The sequence below is a fragment of the Candidatus Methylopumilus planktonicus genome (genome assembly GCF_006364715.1).
Lineage (GTDB): Bacteria > Pseudomonadota > Gammaproteobacteria > Burkholderiales > Methylophilaceae > Methylopumilus > Methylopumilus planktonicus_A.
The window spans coordinates 727,799-745,193 of the sequence record NZ_CP040984.1 but is presented as its reverse complement, the minus strand read 5'-3'; the positions used below and the strand labels follow the sequence as shown (position 1 = coordinate 745,193).

The 17,395-nt window shown below is 35.9% G+C and carries 12 protein-coding genes and 3 tRNA genes; 11 read left to right on the top strand and 4 right to left on the bottom strand.

The annotated features are described in order from the left end of the window. The first annotated feature begins 33 nt into the window (after nt 1-33). The 3 genes from hxlA to FIT63_RS03985 all read left to right on the top strand — a co-directional run bounded on the left by hxlA (nt 34) and on the right by FIT63_RS03985 (nt 2,784). Nucleotides 34-666, top strand: a complete 633-nt coding sequence (gene hxlA, locus FIT63_RS03995) for a 3-hexulose-6-phosphate synthase (RefSeq protein ID WP_028818081.1) — start codon at nt 34-36, stop codon at nt 664-666. Nucleotides 667-768: 102 nt separating this feature from the next. Continuing rightward, nucleotides 769-1,302, top strand: a complete 534-nt coding sequence (gene hxlB / locus FIT63_RS03990) for a 6-phospho-3-hexuloisomerase (RefSeq protein ID WP_140006660.1) — start codon at nt 769-771, stop codon at nt 1,300-1,302. A gap of 99 nt (nt 1,303-1,401) precedes the next feature. Next, nucleotides 1,402-2,784: an anthranilate synthase component I family protein gene (locus tag FIT63_RS03985; protein ID WP_140006659.1), complete on the top strand. Its 1,383-nt coding sequence runs from the start codon at nt 1,402-1,404 to the stop codon at nt 2,782-2,784. Nucleotide 2,785: 1 nt separating this feature from the next. Here FIT63_RS03985 and FIT63_RS03980 read toward each other — a convergent pair whose 3' ends face one another. From FIT63_RS03980 to FIT63_RS03970, 3 genes are read right to left on the bottom strand one after another with little or no spacing between them, the layout of a single operon-like run. After that, nucleotides 2,786-5,872: an efflux RND transporter permease subunit gene (locus FIT63_RS03980; protein ID WP_140006658.1), complete on the bottom strand. Its 3,087-nt coding sequence runs from the start codon at nt 5,870-5,872 to the stop codon at nt 2,786-2,788. Nucleotides 5,873-5,878: 6 nt separating this feature from the next. Next, the gene (locus FIT63_RS03975; protein ID WP_140006657.1) at nt 5,879-6,952 is read right to left on the bottom strand and encodes an efflux RND transporter periplasmic adaptor subunit; all 1,074 of its coding nucleotides are present in this window, start codon (nt 6,950-6,952) and stop codon (nt 5,879-5,881) included. Continuing rightward, complete coding sequence (locus FIT63_RS03970) at nt 6,942-8,285, bottom strand: TolC family protein (protein ID WP_189342257.1); 1,344 nt, start codon at nt 8,283-8,285, stop codon at nt 6,942-6,944. The genes FIT63_RS03975 and FIT63_RS03970 overlap by 11 nt, the downstream gene beginning before the upstream one ends. Nucleotides 8,286-8,535: 250 nt before the next feature. On the opposite strand from FIT63_RS03970, the gene FIT63_RS03965 reads away from it, so the two are divergent. From FIT63_RS03965 to FIT63_RS03930, 8 genes are all read left to right on the top strand, one after another. Continuing rightward, nucleotides 8,536-8,620: transfer RNA gene (locus tag FIT63_RS03965), tRNA-Leu, on the top strand. Between the two features lie 28 nt (nt 8,621-8,648). After that, a complete protein-coding gene (gene tig, locus FIT63_RS03960; RefSeq protein ID WP_140006655.1) occupies nt 8,649-9,962 on the top strand; it encodes a trigger factor in 1,314 nt (437 codons plus the stop codon). Between the two features lie 2 nt (nt 9,963-9,964). After that, nucleotides 9,965-10,582: an ATP-dependent Clp endopeptidase proteolytic subunit ClpP gene (clpP, locus tag FIT63_RS03955; RefSeq protein ID WP_140006654.1), complete on the top strand. Its 618-nt coding sequence runs from the start codon at nt 9,965-9,967 to the stop codon at nt 10,580-10,582. Between the two features lie 12 nt (nt 10,583-10,594). Continuing rightward, nucleotides 10,595-11,875 carry an ATP-dependent Clp protease ATP-binding subunit ClpX gene (gene clpX / locus FIT63_RS03950; protein WP_046488178.1) on the top strand — a complete coding sequence of 427 codons (1,281 nt, stop codon included), beginning with the start codon at nt 10,595-10,597 and terminating at the stop codon, nt 11,873-11,875. Between the two features lie 84 nt (nt 11,876-11,959). Beyond that, nucleotides 11,960-14,377, top strand: a complete 2,418-nt coding sequence (gene lon, locus FIT63_RS03945) for an endopeptidase La (protein ID WP_140006653.1) — start codon at nt 11,960-11,962, stop codon at nt 14,375-14,377. A 62-nt stretch (nt 14,378-14,439) separates the two neighbouring features. Beyond that, nucleotides 14,440-14,515: transfer RNA gene (locus FIT63_RS03940), tRNA-Val, on the top strand. A gap of 18 nt (nt 14,516-14,533) precedes the next feature. Further along, nucleotides 14,534-14,610 (top strand) — tRNA-Asp (locus tag FIT63_RS03935). Nucleotides 14,611-14,714: 104 nt separating this feature from the next. Continuing rightward, complete coding sequence (locus FIT63_RS03930) at nt 14,715-16,610, top strand: SurA N-terminal domain-containing protein (RefSeq protein ID WP_140006652.1); 1,896 nt, start codon at nt 14,715-14,717, stop codon at nt 16,608-16,610. Here the strand turns inward: FIT63_RS03930 and FIT63_RS03925 are convergent. Then, the gene (locus FIT63_RS03925; RefSeq protein ID WP_140007155.1) at nt 16,607-17,389 is read right to left on the bottom strand and encodes an enoyl-ACP reductase FabI; all 783 of its coding nucleotides are present in this window, start codon (nt 17,387-17,389) and stop codon (nt 16,607-16,609) included. The two genes, FIT63_RS03930 and FIT63_RS03925, sit on opposite strands and share 4 nt — an antisense overlap. Nucleotides 17,390-17,395: the final 6 nt, after the last annotated feature.

The window sequence follows — 17,395 nt, the reverse complement described above, 5'->3', positions numbered from 1 at the left end:
TTAGAAAACTTGTAATAAATACGGAGAAAAACCATGGCTTTAACACAAATGGCATTAGATTCATTAGATTTTGACGCAACAGTTGCATTAGCAGCTAAAGTTGCTCCACACGTAGACATCCTTGAAATTGGTACACCATGCATTAAGCATAACGGTATCAAGCTTCTTGAAACATTAAAAGCAAAATTCCCTAAGAACCAAATCCTTGTTGACTTAAAAACAATGGATGCAGGTGAATATGAGTCTGAGCCATTCTACAAAGCTGGCGCAGACATCTGTACAGTTCTTGGCGCTTCAGGCATTGCTACAATCAAAGGCGTAGTTGCTGCTGCTAAGAAATACGGTAAAGAAGTTCAAGTTGACATGATCAACGTTGCAAACAAAGAAGCTTTAACAAAAGAATGTGTTGCTGCAGGCGTTCAAATTATCGGTGTTCACACTGGTCTTGATGCACAAGCTGCTGGTCACACTCCTTTTGCTGACTTAGCTATGATTGCTGGTTTAAAAACTGGCGTTAAAATTTCAGTTGCTGGTGGTGTTAAAGCTGCTACGACTCAGCAAGTTAAAGATGCTGGTGCATCTATTATTGTTGCTGGTGCTGCAATTTACGGCGCTGCTGATCCAGCTGCTGCTGCTGCAGAAATCACAAAAATTGCTCATGGATAATTGTTAAGAAACAATTATTGATGAACTAAATTAAGTCCCGACTTAGCAATGAGTCGGGATTTTTTTTATAGATTGTTTATTTTTAAATAAAAAGGGTTCAACATGCATCAAAAATTACTATTAGATAAAATTTCAAGCGTTTTAGCAGTCACTGAACAAAGTAATGCGGCTAAGCTTCTTAAGCATATAGATGAAGCAGGCCGTATTTTTGTAGGCGGTGCTGGACGATCAGGACTTGTTTCACGTTTTTTTGCAATGCGTCTCGTGCATAGCGGCTATCAAGTTAATATGGTGGGTGAAATTGTGACGCCAGCAATTAAAGCAGGCGATCTATTTTTAGTGATTTCAGGTTCTGGAGGCACAAAAACACTTTTGCCGCTTCTTGAAACTGCTAAATCAAAAGGCGCTAAGATTGTCGTGATTTCTATGAAGAATAAATCACCTATGTCGGATATGGCAGATTTAACTGTGCAAATTGGTAATGATGATTCTTTCGGTCTTACTAATGGTATGCCTATGGGTACTTCATTTGAATTATCTACACTGATCTATCTTGAAGCAGTTATTTCAGAATTAATTCACACTAAAGGATTGACAGAAGAAGGTATGCGAGCAATTCACGCAAACTTAGAGTAAATCCTCATAAGGTATTAAATAATTAAGGGCGCTTTATGCGCCCTTAATTATTTAATCAGCATATAATTTCATATCATTAAGTTTAAATCTCAACAGCCGTTGAATAATACACATCTCATTTCTTTGCCTTATTTTTCAGATAGCACCATTTACTTTGAAGCTATTGCTAACGACCCATGGTCTTTTTATCTAGATAGTGGCATTCATAATGATTTAGATGAAAATATTTCGGAAAAATCTAGGTACGACATCATAGTAAGCGATCCTTTTATAAAAATTGTCGCAGATGAAAATACCGTGTGCATTGAAGAAAGTAATCAAAAAGAGACTCTCAAAGAAAATGCTTTTGATGTTCTAGAAAAAATCCTCACTCGATTTAAAGCTCAAGACTCTTCTTTGCCTTTTGCTGGCGGCGCCTTAGGTTACTTCTCCTATGAATTAGGGCAGTCACATTTTAAGATCAATAAAGACCATATTGGCATTCCTCAGATGATGGTTGGTATATATGACTGGGCCTTGATTGTAGATCACCAAGAAAAAAAAACATGGATTGCATCTCATTTTCAAAATAAAGATACAGAGAATAATTTGGAAGAGATTGTTGAAAAGTTTATAAATGCAAAACCTAAAAATAAAATATTTAAAATTAATTCATCTGTTGAACCGCTTTTAGACTTTAAATCCTATGAAGGAATTGTTAATAAAATTTTAGCATTTATAAAAGAAGGTGATGCCTATCAAATAAATATATCCAACAAATATTATGCGCAATGTGAAGGAGATAGCTGGACTGGGTATAAAAAATTAAGGGAAATTAATCGCTCACCTTTTATGGCTTATTTGCATTATGAAAATTTTGATATTTTATGTGGATCGCCAGAGCGATTTATTTACTCAAGTCTTGGTCATGTTGAATCAAGGCCAATTAAAGGCACCGAACCAAGAGACTCAAATCATATAATAGATAAAAAAAATGCAGAGCGTTTACTTGGTAGCGAAAAAAATCGAGCAGAAAATTTAATGATTGTTGATTTATTGCGTAATGATCTTAGTAAAAACTGTATTACCGGAAGTATTCATGTTAAAGCGCTGTGTGAGTTGAAGTCGTATAGCAATGTGCATCATTTGGAGAGTATTGTTGAAGGAACTCTAAAAGCTGACTCATCTTTAACAAAGCTACTTAAAGATTCTTTTCCTGGTGGATCCATTACTGGAACACCGAAAATAAAGTCGATGGAAATAATTGATGAATTAGAACCACATAGACGAGATATATATTGTGGCTCAATAGGGTACATCGGATTTAATCATAAAATGGATTCTAATATTGCAATTCGTACTTTAATTAAAAAAGATAATAAAATTCATTTTTATTCAGGCGGGGGCATAGTTGCCCAATCTGAGGCAAAAGGTGAGTTTGAAGAGATGGCTTTTAAAGCTTCTAATATTAAAAAGTGGATTGATTTTTTTAAAGAAAATTAATTTATTCTTCTTTTTCGAATTTTCCAAAATGCAACATAATGCTTGGCAATATTAAAAGATTCAATATAGTGGATGTCACAAGACCACCTACAATAATACTTGCCATAGGCCCCTCGATCTCTTTGCCTGGTTCACCGCTTCCTAGAGCTAATGGAAGTAAGCCTAATGCAGTTACAATAGCGGTCATCAAAATAGAAGGTAATCTTTCAGAAGCCCCTTTTATGCACGTTTCTAAATTCCAGATGCGATTTTCGATGTTAATTAAATGTTGGTAGTGAGATATCAGCATAATTGAATTTCGTAAAGTGATCCCAAAAAGCGTTACAAAACCAACAAGTGAGCCGATTGAAATCCAACCCGCATTGAAGGTAACAGCAAAAACACCCCCAATTAATGCAAAAGGAAGATTAAATAATGTGAGTAATAAATTCCTTAGATTTCCAAAAGCGATATAAAGCATTAGGAGGATGCCTGCACCTGCAATAACTGAATGAACTATAAGTTCTTCTTGTGATTTTGCATTTGCCTGTGCGGCTCCCGTGATTTCATAGTAGTTACCTTGATTTAACTTCAGCTTATTAAGCTCATTTTTTAAATCATTATTAAAATCATTAATATCTCTTTCATCAATATCGGCTGTAATAGTTTGAATACGCTTTCCACCCTGATGAAGAATTTTGGATCTTCCATTTTCTTGAGCTATATAAGCAACTTGACCCAGTTCAACAATTTTTCCATCTGCTGCCATGATAGGTAATTTTTGAACGTCTGTAATATCGTCCCGAAAGTTTTTGTTTAGAATAATAGAAATATTTACTTTTGCATTCCCCTCGTATACTTGAGCTACTGGAAGTCCTTCAAACGCAGCCCGAATTGCATTTAGCAGGTCAGTCTTTTGAATGCCCCACTGACTTAATTTTTCAGATAAAAAATGTATAGTAATTTGAGGTGTACCGGCGGGAGATACTATATTAATATTTTTTGCGCCCTTAATGGAAGCTAGGGCAGATGATATTTTCTGGGTATCTTGGTCAATAGTATCAAGATTTGTACCAAAAATATTTATTACTACCGAGGAGTAGTACCCTGAGATTGTTTCTTCAATTCGCTCTGTTAAGAATGTATTAATAGCAAAATTAAGGCCTACATAGTTATTATTTTGTGTTAAGTTTTCAATCTGTGCCAAGATCTTATCTTGTGTTGGCCCGTCTGAATTTTTAAGTTCAATTTCAAATTCACTATAATGTGTCCCAAACGTATCAGCCCCCATTGGCGATCTGCCAACCCATTGAGCAACAGATTTTACTTCAGGTATTTCTCGAATTTTTTTACTAATTTCATTTCCAATACGCAATGATTCTTTTTCAGACGTTCCAGGAAGTGCAGTCATATGCATAATGAAATGACCTTCATGCAGAGGTGGGATAAATTGTGTTTTAAACAATGGAACAAGAGAAAAGCCAATCAATATGAAGGTAAATGTAAATAACATAATTGCAGTTGATTTCTTTTCAATTAAGTAAAGTGTCTTAACATATTTAGTTCTTAAATAAGACATCATGGGTGATTCAGACGATTTGAATTTTTGTTTCCCAAGGAGGAGAAAAGACAGAGCCGGCGTTACTGTGAGCGCAACTACTAGTGAGGCTAGTATAGAAAAAATATAAGCCAAGCCAAGCGGCCCAAAAAGTTTTCCAGCAACGCCATTTAATGAAAGAAGGGGAAGGAAAACTGTTACCACAATCATTGTGGCGTATACAACTGAACTTCTTACTTCCATTGACGCATCATAAACAATCTTTGCAACAGGTAATGGATTTGCTAATTTAATATTTTCCTTGAGTCGTCTAAAGATATTTTCTGAATCAATAATAGCGTCATCAACAACTTCACCAAGAGCAATTGCAAGACCACTTAAAACCATGATATTTAGTCCAAGATTAAAATAACCTAAGATAATAATTGCAGAAAGTAATGATAGTGGAATAGCTGTTGCTGATATAAATGCTGTTCTAAAATTAAATAAGAATAAAAATAAAACTACAATGACAAGTAAAGACCCTATTAATATGTCTACACGCACACCCTTTATTGAAGCATTTATAAAATTTGCAGGTCTAAATAATTCAGGATTTATTTGAATGCCTTGCTCGAGAAGTGAGGGATTTATATCTGCAACTGCAGCCTCAATAAGTTGGGTGAGTTTGTAAGTGTCTGATCCAAGCTGACCTTGAACTGATAAGTAAATACCTTCTTCGCCGTTTATAGAAGCTGCACTGATAGTTGGAATTGACCCTTCTTTGATTGCTGCCAAGTCTTTGAGATATATGATTTGATTTTTATTATTAATTACAGGTGTTTTTCCAATGTCCTCCAAAGATTTGGATTGACCTTCAGTGTTAACAATAATTCTTTGATTATTATTTTCAATAAAACCTGCGCCACGGACACCAGAGGATTTGCCAGCTGCAGCAATTATTTGCTCAATTGAAATGTTTGATTGAATAAGTTTTTCAGGCTGAATTTCAATTTGATATTGTTTTACTTTGCCACCAAATATGTTCACATCCGCAACGCCTGGAATCGATAAAAGATGAGGAATGATTAATCTGTCAGTTACCGTTCTAATTTCAGTTAAGGATTTTGTTTTTGATGAAATTCCAATACCTAACACTGACGACGCTGCTGATGTAAGGGGCGTTATTTTAGGAATAATGCCCTGTGGCATGATGCTTGTGATTGATGCTAGTCTTTCAGAGATTACTTGCCGATTTCTAAATATATCAGTGCGCTCATCAAAAATGATAGTAATAACAGATAGCCCAGGTATTGATTGAGATCGAATGGTTTCAATGCCAATAGTACCCCCTAAATTTTTCTCAATGGGAAGGGTAACAAGGGACTCTACTAAATCAGATGAGAGTCCTGGAGATTCCGTTTGAATAATTACTTGGTTGGGGGAGAATTCAGGAAAAACATTTAAGGGGCTTCTGGAGATTTGGTATAACCCAAATATCATTGCAATCACTGCAAGACCTATGATGACACCTGTATATCGTATTGAAAACTTTACAATTGATGACATCATATTGATTTAGTCATCGTTTTCATTTTTTATTTGATATTTAAACTCTTCCGAGAGCAAGAGTTGGGCACCATTAATCACGATTAGGTCATTTTCTTTGATTTGATTTTCTTTGATAATCCAACCATTCGAGCTCTCAGTATTAGTTTCAATAGATTTGCGGAAAAATTTATTTTCACTTGATTGCACATAAACCCATGCTTGTCCCGAATTCCAAACTACTGCCTCTTTTGGAATTGCTAAATACTTTCCAGAATCAGAAGATAGGCCATCTTGAACCTGACTAGCAATTACTTTGGAATCAATTCTTAGCTGATTACTGTAAACAATATAAAAGTAAGTTTTTCCTTTAATTGATTTGTCTAAGGTGGGTGATTCTGCAAGATAGCTTGCTAAAAATTTTTCATTTAGATTGTCAATTAAGGCTATGCTAATATTTTTCTGAGGTTGCTCATTAGCATTCTCAGGTAATGTTACCTTTACAATCCTCGCTTTTCCTTGAACAAGAAAATCAAATAATTCTTTTCTTGCGCCAGCATCAATCATAGATAATATTATTTCGCCCCATTGAGCTCTAATATTTTGCTTAATCCCAGTTATAAGTTCTTGGGTAGCTTGAAGTTTTATTTTTGTATTTTCAAAATTGACCTTCATTTCTTGTAAAGCTTTGTCCGAGATGTTTTTATTATCATCATTAAGAGCTTTGAACCTTTCGTAATTTTTTTTATCCCTATCTAACTCATTTGATAAGAGGCTTATTTGATTTTTAATTTCATTAAATCTATTTTTTTGCTCAATCAATAAGTCAATGCTAAGCACTGTTGCATAATTTGTAAGATTCTTTATGTAATCTGAGGCTTGGACCGGTTGGATCTTTATGCCACTATTTGACTGTATTTCTGAACTAAGAGTTATATAGTTAACCCCATTGGCTGACTTTATTAAACTTTGAGTGTTTTTTGAAATATCTGAATTAGGTTTTATGTTGTTAAATTCATCTCGGCCGAAATAAGTTAATAACCAAACCAGAATCAAGATTAGTATCGCTTGGATTACAAGAAAGGCATTCAGTTTATTTTTCATTATTTTTCTTGTTGTTTAGTGGTTCTTGTAAAAGCGCTTCAAAGTCATAACCTATTTTCATTAATGTGATTTTGTTGGTATAAAATCTTCGTTTGTATTGCATCGTTATTAATTTTTGCTGGGTTAATTCAATTCGATCAATTTCACCTTGATTAAATTTACTTTCAATTGAATTTTCTAGCTCATTTGCAGCCGATAGGTCTTCAGTATCTTTCCTAACCATATCTTTAGCGTTTATATAATTATCCCTTAGTTTTGCTAATTCATTGATGATTGACGTTTGGATTTTTTCCACTTGTAAATTTTCAATATCCCTAAGTTTTTTTGCTTCTTCAATGAGATTTTTATTTTTTTCAACTGTCGGAATTATTGACCTTATGCCGAGAAGCCATTTGCTGGATCCGTAATCAAAAATATAGGCAGGTGAAAATCTAATATCAGGATATTGATTTGCAATATTCAATTTTAGTTGCGATTCTGAAACAGCATATTTTGCCAATGCTATTCTTAAATCAATACGGTTGAACAGGCCAAGATTTATAATATCCTGTTGTTTTGTTTCATCATCAAGTATTTTTCTAAAGTCCTCAATATTTTGATCAAAATTTATATTTGCAATTCGCATTGTGTTAAATTTTTCTGCTGAAATGCCCAAGATGGAGGCTAATTTTGATTTTGTATCATTCAGTTGGTACTGCTCCTCATTTAGCTTTTGTATGTTTTTATTTAGCTCTATTTGATTAAAATTACTATCTATGGATGAACTTAGTCCAAGTGACTTTCTTTTTTTTAGCATATTTAAAATTTCATTTTGCAGTTTTATTTCACTCCTTATTATCTGAAGATTTAGGAGGTGTTGATGATAGCGAATAAAATTTAAAGTCAGATCTGATTTAATATCCCATGCGAGCTTTCTTAGCTCTAGCCGTTTGATCAATGACTGGTTTCTTGCTTTTTCTTCTCTAATTTTAGCCTTGTCGGCCGTTTCAAATAGTGTGATTAAAGTTAATCCAAAAGCATCTCTTGAGCTTTCTTTGACGCCTGTGGTTTGTCTGCCACCCTCAAAGTCTATAGAAGAGGGTGCTTTAATTGGGGCGATTATTTCTTGAATTTTGGCAACATCCCATTCCTTCTTTGCAATTTCAATTCTTGGGTTAAAAAAAAGTGCGCAAAGCATAAGCTCACTTAACCCCCATTCTTTAATTGAAAGCTTGTCCTCCTTAAATCCTTGAACTCTTAAGAACTCTTTAAATTTTGGATCTTCAGGGTCTTTTTCGGTGATTTTTTCAATAACCTCTTGATTAGCAATAGGTTTAGTCTCGTAACTGATCAAATTGCAGCCAGATAGACTAATCGCAACAAGGCACATAAAAAATAGGTTAGGGAAAAATTGCAATTTAAGGGCTCGAGTTTTCAATTTGAATTTTTTAGGTTTGTAGCTTAATAGTTTCTAATAATTTATGACATCTTAAATCAAAATATCTACGTATTTCATTGATTCATTGAATTATTCCTTTTAGATAAAGACTAACTTGTTATAAAATAGAGCTAAATTTTTGTTATATATAACTTTTTTAATCATCGCGAGAGTGGCGGAATTGGTAGACGCACTGGATTTAGGTTCCAGCGCCGCAAGGCGTGAGAGTTCGAGTCTCTCCTTTCGCACCAAAGATATGAATTTTAGGGAATTTTAAGTATGGCTACAGCAGTTGAAACATTAAGTAATTTAGAAAGACGCATTACCGTTAAGGTGCCTGTCGAACCTCTTCAACAAGAGATGTCGAGTCGTTTTCAACGTCTAACTCGAACAGCAAAAGTGCCTGGCTTTAGGCCCGGTAAAGCACCTTTAAAGATGATTGAGCAGCAATATGGACCGCAAGTCAAAGAAGAAGTATTTGCTGAAGCTATTGAGACTTCATTCGGCCAAGCCATTCAAGAAAATAAACTACGCGTTGTTGGTATGCCTAATATTCAACATAAACCCCTTAATCAAGTCAAAGAAGATTTTGAATATACAGCGACATTCGAGGTATTCCCTGATGTCACTCTAGGCGATTTTAAAGCTATTTCAATTGATAAGCCTGATGCTCAAATCACCGATAAAGATGTTAATAAAACTATCGATGTCCTTCTTAAGCAAAGAGCCCAATTTATTGAGTCTAAAGAAGCTTCCGCTAAAGGCGATCGACTTACATTAACTTTAACCTCCTTTATCAACGACAAACAAGTTGAAACGACAGGCGATAAACCTATTCAGATTATCCTAGGTGATGACTCTCGCTTTGCGATTTTTGATGATCATCTTGTAGGTGAAAAAGCAGGTGAGTCCAAAACATTTGAAGTGAATTATCCAGAAACGCATAACCCTAAAGAATTAGCAGGAAAAACAGTTAAATATAATGTGAATTTTATTTTAGTTGCAAAACCAAAACTTCCGGAAGTTAATTCTCAATTTGCTCAATCTCTTGGTGTTCTAGATGGCAATGTAGATCAAATGCGTGATGAAATTAAACAAAGCTTAGAGCAAGAACTAGACAAAAGAGTAAAAATTAAATTAAAAGAACAGGTTTTCACTCAGTTATTAGAGGTTTGCAATGCAGACTTACCTAAAGCACTGATTAATCTTGAAATCAATCGCATGGCTCAATCCACTTACGCTAATTTAAAACAGCGCGGTGCTGATTTAAAACAATTTAAGCTAGAGCCTGCAATGTTTGAAGATCAAGCAAAAAAAACATGCAAGCTCAGGCTGATTCTCGCTGAAATTGTTGATAAAAATAATTTGCGCGCATCTGCAGATCAAATTAAAGCTATGGTCAATGAGTTTGCACTTAATTTTGATGATACAGAAGAAGCTGTTCAATGGTTTTATGCTGAACCTTCAAGACTTGAAGAGCCAACAGCACTTGCAACTGAAGTCAATGTTGTTGAATGGTTTATCACGCAATGCAAAGTACAGAACAAAAAAACAACATTCGATGAGCTGATGGCAGGACCAGCTAAAGCTTAATCATGGCTTATACATCCCCAAACAATTTAGGCTATGTGCCTATGGTCATTGAGCAAAGCGGTCGAGGTGAGCGCGCTTACGATATATATTCGCGACTCTTAAGAGAGCGTGTTATTTTTCTAGTAGGGCCAGTAGATGATATGACCGCAAATGTTATTGTCGCCCAGTTACTTTTTCTAGAAGCAGACAATCCTGATAAAGACATCTCTTTATACATTAACTCCCCAGGTGGCTCTGTCACCGCTGGGATGGCTATTTACGACACAATGCAATTTATTAAGCCTGATGTCAGTACTTTATGTATCGGACAAGCCGCCAGCATGGGTGCTTTATTACTTGCGGCCGGAGAAAAAGGAAAACGTTTCTGCTTACCCAATTCTCGCGTAATGATTCATCAGCCTTTAGGTGGATTCCAGGGACAAGCATCAGACATAGAAATTCACGCAAAAGAAATTTTATTTTTAAAAGAAAAACTAAATCAAATCTTAGCAACCCATACTGGCCAAACACTTAAAAAAATTGCTGCTGATACGGACAGAGATAATTTCTTAAGCGCCGAGCAATCTGTCGATTATGGTATGGTAGACCAAGTTATTTCGAAGAGATCCCAAGTCACGTGATCCTATCTATTTATGGCCACTAAAAGCGATAACGAAAAATTACTCTATTGCTCATTTTGCGGCAAAAGTCAGCACGAAGTAAAAAAACTAATTGCAGGCCCTTCAGTATTCATCTGTGATGAGTGTGTTGATTTATGCAATGACATCATTAAAGAAGAAGTTAAGAGCCCTTCAAAAGAAGCTAAAGACCACGATCAACTCCCCACTCCAAAAGAAATTTGTGATCAACTTGATGAGCATGTTATAGGACAAACAAGCGCTAAAAGAACTTTAGCTGTCGCTGTTTACAATCATTACAAAAGACTTAGAGATAGTAATTCTGAGATAGATATTGAACACAAAGATGTCGAAATTTCAAAAAGTAATATTCTTCTTATTGGTCCCACAGGTTCCGGAAAAACACTTTTAGCGCAAACGCTCGCAAAATTACTTGATGTTCCTTTTGTGATGGCAGATGCTACCACGCTTACTGAAGCTGGTTATGTTGGCGAAGATGTTGAAAATATCATGCAAAAATTATTGCAAAAATGTGATTATGATATTGAAAAAGCTCAAAGAGGCATTGTATATATTGATGAAGTCGATAAGATCTCAAGAAAATCTGAAAACCCTTCAATCACAAGAGACGTTTCAGGAGAGGGTGTGCAGCAAGCGCTGTTAAAACTTATTGAAGGTACTGTCGCTTCAGTTCCTCCTCAGGGTGGTCGCAAACATCCAAATCAAGAATTTGTTCAGCTTGATACTACAAATATCCTCTTTATTTGTGGCGGTGCTTTTGATGGGCTAGAAAAAATCATTAAACAAAGATCTGAAAAGGGCGGCATTGGTTTTGGGGCTCAAGTAAATAGCAAAGCAGATGCTAAAGTGATCGGCGATGTCATTAAAGATGTCGAACCAGAAGATCTCATTAAATTTGGTTTAATTCCTGAATTTATAGGAAGGCTTCCTGTTGTTGCAACTCTTGAATCTTTAAGTGAAGATGCTCTAGTACAGATTCTTACTGAGCCTAGAAACGCCTTAACCAAACAGTACATTAAACTTTTCGCTATGGAACATGTATCGCTAGAATTTAGAACTTCAGCACTAAGGTTAATCGCCAAAAAAGCGCTAGAAAGAAAGACGGGCGCGCGTGGTCTTCGCTCAATCATGGAGCATGTTTTATTAGATACCATGTATGAATTACCGTCGATTAAGAATCTCGAAAAGGTTGTCATTGATGATGGTGTGATTGAACAATCAAGCAAACCTATACTTTTATTCTCAGAAAAGAAACAAGTTTCAGGAAAAAAATAAGCTTCGTAGTTGGTCAGTAAGGCCTTGAAATATTATAAACTGACCCAATGTTCTAGATTAATTAACGCTTATGAAAGCATCCTAATGGCTCAAGAAATTAAAATTAAAGACCCCCAACAAGATTTCATGCCCCTTTTGCCTTTAAGGGATGTAGTTGTTTACCCTCATCTTGTGATCCCACTTTTTGTTGGACGTACGAAATCTGTAAAAGCTTTGGAAATTGCATCTGATAAAGATAAAAAAATAATTTTAGTAGCTCAAAAATCTGCAAGTAAAGATGAGCCTGATGCCAAAGATCTTTACGAGTACGGCACCGTAGCATCTATTCTCCAGATGCTTAAATTACCTGATGGTACTGTGAAGGTTTTAGTTGAAGGTTTAAGCCGCGTAAAAATTAAGGAAGTGCTTGATCAAGAAGCTTGTTTTGTTGCTCGATTCGATGAGATCAATATTCCCGAGCCTAAAGATAAAGAATCATTAGCGTTAATGAGAACGGTTTTCTCACAATTTGATCAATACGTTAAATTAAATAAAAAAATTCCCCCAGAAATCCTAACTTCTCTTGCTGCAATTACAGACCCTGGCAGATTAGCAGATATGATCGCAGCGCATCTCACGTTAAAACTAGAAGAGAAGCAAACGATTTTAGAGACATTGAGAATTAAAAATCGCTTAGATCATCTTTTGAAGATCATGGAGTCTGAAATTGATATTCTTCAAGTCGAAAAAAGAATTCGTGGTCGCGTTAAGCGCCAAATGGAAAAAAGCCAAAGGGAATACTATCTTAACGAACAAGTCAAAGCCATTCAAAAAGAATTAGGTGAGCAAGATGAAGGTGCAGATTTAGACGAACTTGAGAAACGTATACAAGAATCTGGTATGTCAAAAGAGGCTCTTGATAAAGCGACTTCTGAATTTAAAAAATTAAAAATGATGTCACCCATGTCGGCTGAAGCCTCCGTAGTAAGAAACTACATCGATACATTAATAGGATTGCCGTGGCAGAAAAAAACTAAAATTAGTCGCGAATTGGCGCTCGCAGAAAAGATCTTGGATGAAGATCACTACGGCCTCGAAAAAGTCAAAGAGCGTATTATTGAATATCTCGCAGTCCAACAGCGAGTTGATAAACTTAAAGCGCCTATTTTATGTTTGGTAGGCCCTCCTGGGGTTGGAAAAACCTCTCTTGGACAAAGCATTGCTAAAGCTGTCAATCGTAAATTTATTCGAATGGCTTTAGGTGGTGTAAGAGACGAATCTGAAATTCGCGGTCATAGAAGAACTTATATTGGCTCAATGCCTGGTAAAGTTTTACAAAGCATGACTAAAGCAGGGGTGACTAACCCATTATTCTTACTAGATGAAGTGGATAAAATGGGTCAAGATTACCGAGGTGATCCGGCCTCAGCGCTTTTAGAGGTTTTGGACCCAGAGCAGAATCACACTTTTACAGATCATTATGTAGAAGTTGAATACGATTTATCTGATGTGATGTTTGTGGCAACTGCTAACTCAATGAACATTCCTGAACCACTTTTGGATCGTATGGAAATTATTCGTCTTTCGGGTTATACGGAGGCAGAAAAGCTTAATATTGCGATGCATTATTTATTACCTAAGCAACTTAAAATGCATGGTTTAAAAAAATCTGAAATTAGTATTACCGCTAAAGTTGTAAGAGAGATTATTCAATATTATTCTAGAGAAGCGGGTGTTAGAAAATTAGAACAAGAAATCGCCAAAATATGTCGCAAAGCAGTTAAAGAGTTATTGAGCAAAAAATCCCTTAAAAAAGTCATTGTGAATAGCAAGAATCTAGAGGCTTATCTAGGCGTTAAAGTCTATGACATTGGTCTTGCATCTAAGAAAAACCAAATAGGTCAAGTCACAGGGCTCGCTTGGACTCAGGTAGGCGGGGAATTATTGACTATTGAAGCTGTGGTTTTACAAGGTAAAGGAAAAACAATCATTACTGGTAAATTAGGCGAAGTCATGCAAGAGTCTATTCATGCTGCCATGAGCGTTGTAAGAAGCCGCGCTACAAAACTAGGTATAGCTGAAAATTTTTACGAAAAAAATGATATTCATATTCATTTGCCCGAGGGCGCAACGCCTAAAGACGGTCCAAGTGCTGGTGCAGGTATTGCTTTAGCGATTGTGTCGGCTTTAACCAATATTTCAGTTCGTGCTGATGTTGCTATGACAGGGGAAATAACCTTAAGAGGTGAAGTTTTACCCATTGGCGGCCTAAAAGAGAAGTTGCTTGCAGCTCATAGAGGGGGTATTAAAACCGTTCTTATTCCAGAGCAAAATGTAAAAGATTTAACTGAAATTTCTGATGAAGTTAAAAATGCTTTAGATATCCATCCTGTTCGCTGGATTGATGAAGTTTTAGAGCTTGCTTTGACTAAAATGCCAAAAAATATAGCTACAAAGGACCAAAAATCCACTCCTGTGCCCCATAAGAACGCCAGCACCATTATAAAATCCATTACACATTAGCGTAAACCTAGCGTTGGTAAGGACTATGTTGTAAAATAGCCGCCTTACTAATGAGTGTGCATGGGTGCTTAGCTCAGTTGGTAGAGCGTCGCCCTTACAAGGCGAATGTCGGCGGTTCGACCCCGTCAGCACCCACCAATTTTTGTAACAAGTTATGGAGTGGTAGTTCAGTTGGTTAGAATACCTGCCTGTCACGCAGGGGGTCGCGGGTTCGAGTCCCGTCCACTCCGCCAATATCATTAAGGCGAATCTTAAGATTCGCCTTTTCGTTCATTAAGTGAGAACTTTTTGGCAACCTTTTTTATCAAAAAACTATAAAGATAATAGGATAAATCCAATGTTAGATAAATTTAGAAGTTACGCTCAAACTAAAGCGGCACAAGTTATTTTGGCGCTTGTTCTTATTCCTTTCGCATTGTTTGGAATTGATTCATATCTCAACCAAGCTGGCAATAATTTAAGTATCGCCAAAGTTGATGGCTATAAAATTACACTACCAGAATATAACCGTGCAATTGAAAATGTTCGCAATAGGATTATGAGTGAAGGTAAAAAAATAGATCCTGCAATGTTTGATTCATTCGAATTTAAAGAGTCTGTAGTCGATGGACTCATCACAAAACAATTAATAAATAATGATATTAAAAAATCTAAATTTAGAATCACAGATCAACAATTAAGCCAATATATTATAGGTATGCCTGATTTTCAAAAAGATGGAAAGTTTTCACAAGAACTCTACGACAAAGTCCTACAAAATAATCAACTCAACCCTAAGAAATTTGAAGAAAGCATTAGGAATGATTTACTCATTCAACAAGTGCGTGATGGACTGCAAAAACTTACATTTATTCCGCCGAATAATTTAACAGAAACATTAAAAGTAACATCACAGCAAAGGGAAATCACTGTTGCTGAATTCAAAACAAAAGAATATATGGCTAAAGCGAATATTTCCGAAAAAGATATGCAAGATTTTTATGATAAAAATAAATCTAAGTTTTTAGCACCCGAGCAAGTGAAAGCCGAGTTTGTTATATTTTCATTAACAAGTATTCTTTCGACCATCAATGTATCTGAAGATGAAGTGAAAGCTTCTTATAAAATAAATGCAGATAAATATCAAAATAAACAGCAAAGAGAAGCAAGTCATATTTTAATTGCTTCATCTAAGAACGCCGCACCAGCAGAAAAAGCTAAGGCCAAAGCAAAGGCTGAAGATGTCTTAAATCAGGTTAAAAAGAATCCTAAGCAGTTTGAAGAATTAGCAACAAAATATTCACAAGACCCTGAGTCTGCTAGAAAAGGTGGGGAGTTAGGTACCTTTGATCGTGGCATGATGGTTAAGCCTTTTGATGATGCTGTTTTCTCAATGAAGGTTAACGAGATTAGCAGTATCGTTGAATCTGATTTTGGTTACCACATTATAAAGCTTACAAAAATCATAGGTGAGGGCGGTGGTTTTGATGCCATCAAGTCACAAATTAAAGCTGAAATAATCTACCAAAAAGCACAAGATAAATTTGCGGCTCTTGCTGAAGACTTTAGTAATAAAGTGTACGAGCAGTCATCAAGTCTTGATGCGGTTTCGAAAAAATTTAATCTACCTATTCAAAAAACCGATTGGATTAGCCGTAACGATACAGATAAGTTCTTTAAGAATGAAACATTGATGAACGCTTTATATTCGAAAGAATCAATTAAGGATCATCGAAATACTGAAGCGATTGAAGTCACACCTAACAACTTAATTTCTGCTCGTGTTGTAGATTATAAAGCGCAATCTACAAAGCCATTTGCTGAGGTTAAAGCGGGTATTGAAGAATATTTAAAGTTTGAAGCTGCCAAGAAATTAATGGCTGCTGATGGTGAGGCAGCATTGAAGTCTGTTAGTGATTCTTCACGTAAAATTCTTTGGCAAGCTGCAGTTTTAGTCGACCGAAAAAATTCAAAAGGCTTGAGCGAGGCTGTCATTAATCACGCTTACAAAATGCCTACAGACAAGCTTCCTAGTTATAGTGGTTTTGTAGATGGCAATAACGGTTACGTGATTGTTAAAGTAAGTAAAGTAGCATTTCCGAATGATGAGAATGAAGAAAATAAAAAAGAATTCGCATCTAGCTATACAGAAGCATTATCTAATGAATACTTGAGCGCTTATCTCAAAGGTTTAAAAGCAAAAGCGAGTGTATCAGTGAATCAAAAATTCTTCGAGACAACACAAAAGAATTAATCGATTGAACCTGCGGCAGTAATATTCATGCCGCCATCTACGTAAGTAATTTCGCCCGTTATGCCTGAAGCAAGGTCGCTACATAGAAAAGCAGCTGCATTTCCAACTTCTTCAATTGTCACATTTCGTCTTAAAGCAGCATGTTTCTCATTAAAATCTATCATGCGATCAAAGTCAGCAATGCCAGACGCAGCAAGTGTTTTAATAGGCCCTGCTGAAACTGCATTAACTCTAATACCTTTTGGTCCTAAGCTCTGAGACATGTACCTTACGTTTGCCTCTAAACTTGCTTTGGCAAGCCCCATCACATTATAGTTAGGCATTGTTCTTTCAGCGCCAAGATAGCTTAAAGTAAGCAAACTTGCATGCTCGCTTAACATCGGCAGTGCTGCTTTAGCTAGCGCTGTAAAGCTGTAAGAACTAATATCGTGAGCTACTCTAAAGTTTTCACGGGTCGTTGCTTCAACGAAATCACCCTTTAAAGCTTCTTTTGTAACGAAGGCTAGCGAATGAACAATAACATCTAATTTATCCCAGTGTTTTTTTAGTAAAGGAAAGAGATTGTCGATTTGCTCATCACTTGAAACGTCGCAAGGTAGAACAATATTTGAATTAAAATCTTGAGCAAGTTTTTTTACGCGCTCATCGTGCTTTTCCATTTGGTAAGTAAAAGCTAATTCAGCTCCTTCACGTTTCATTGCAGAAGCAATACCATATGCAATTGATCGGTCACTCAAAAGACCAAGAATTAAAACTCGTTTACCAGTTAAAAACCCCATCATGTA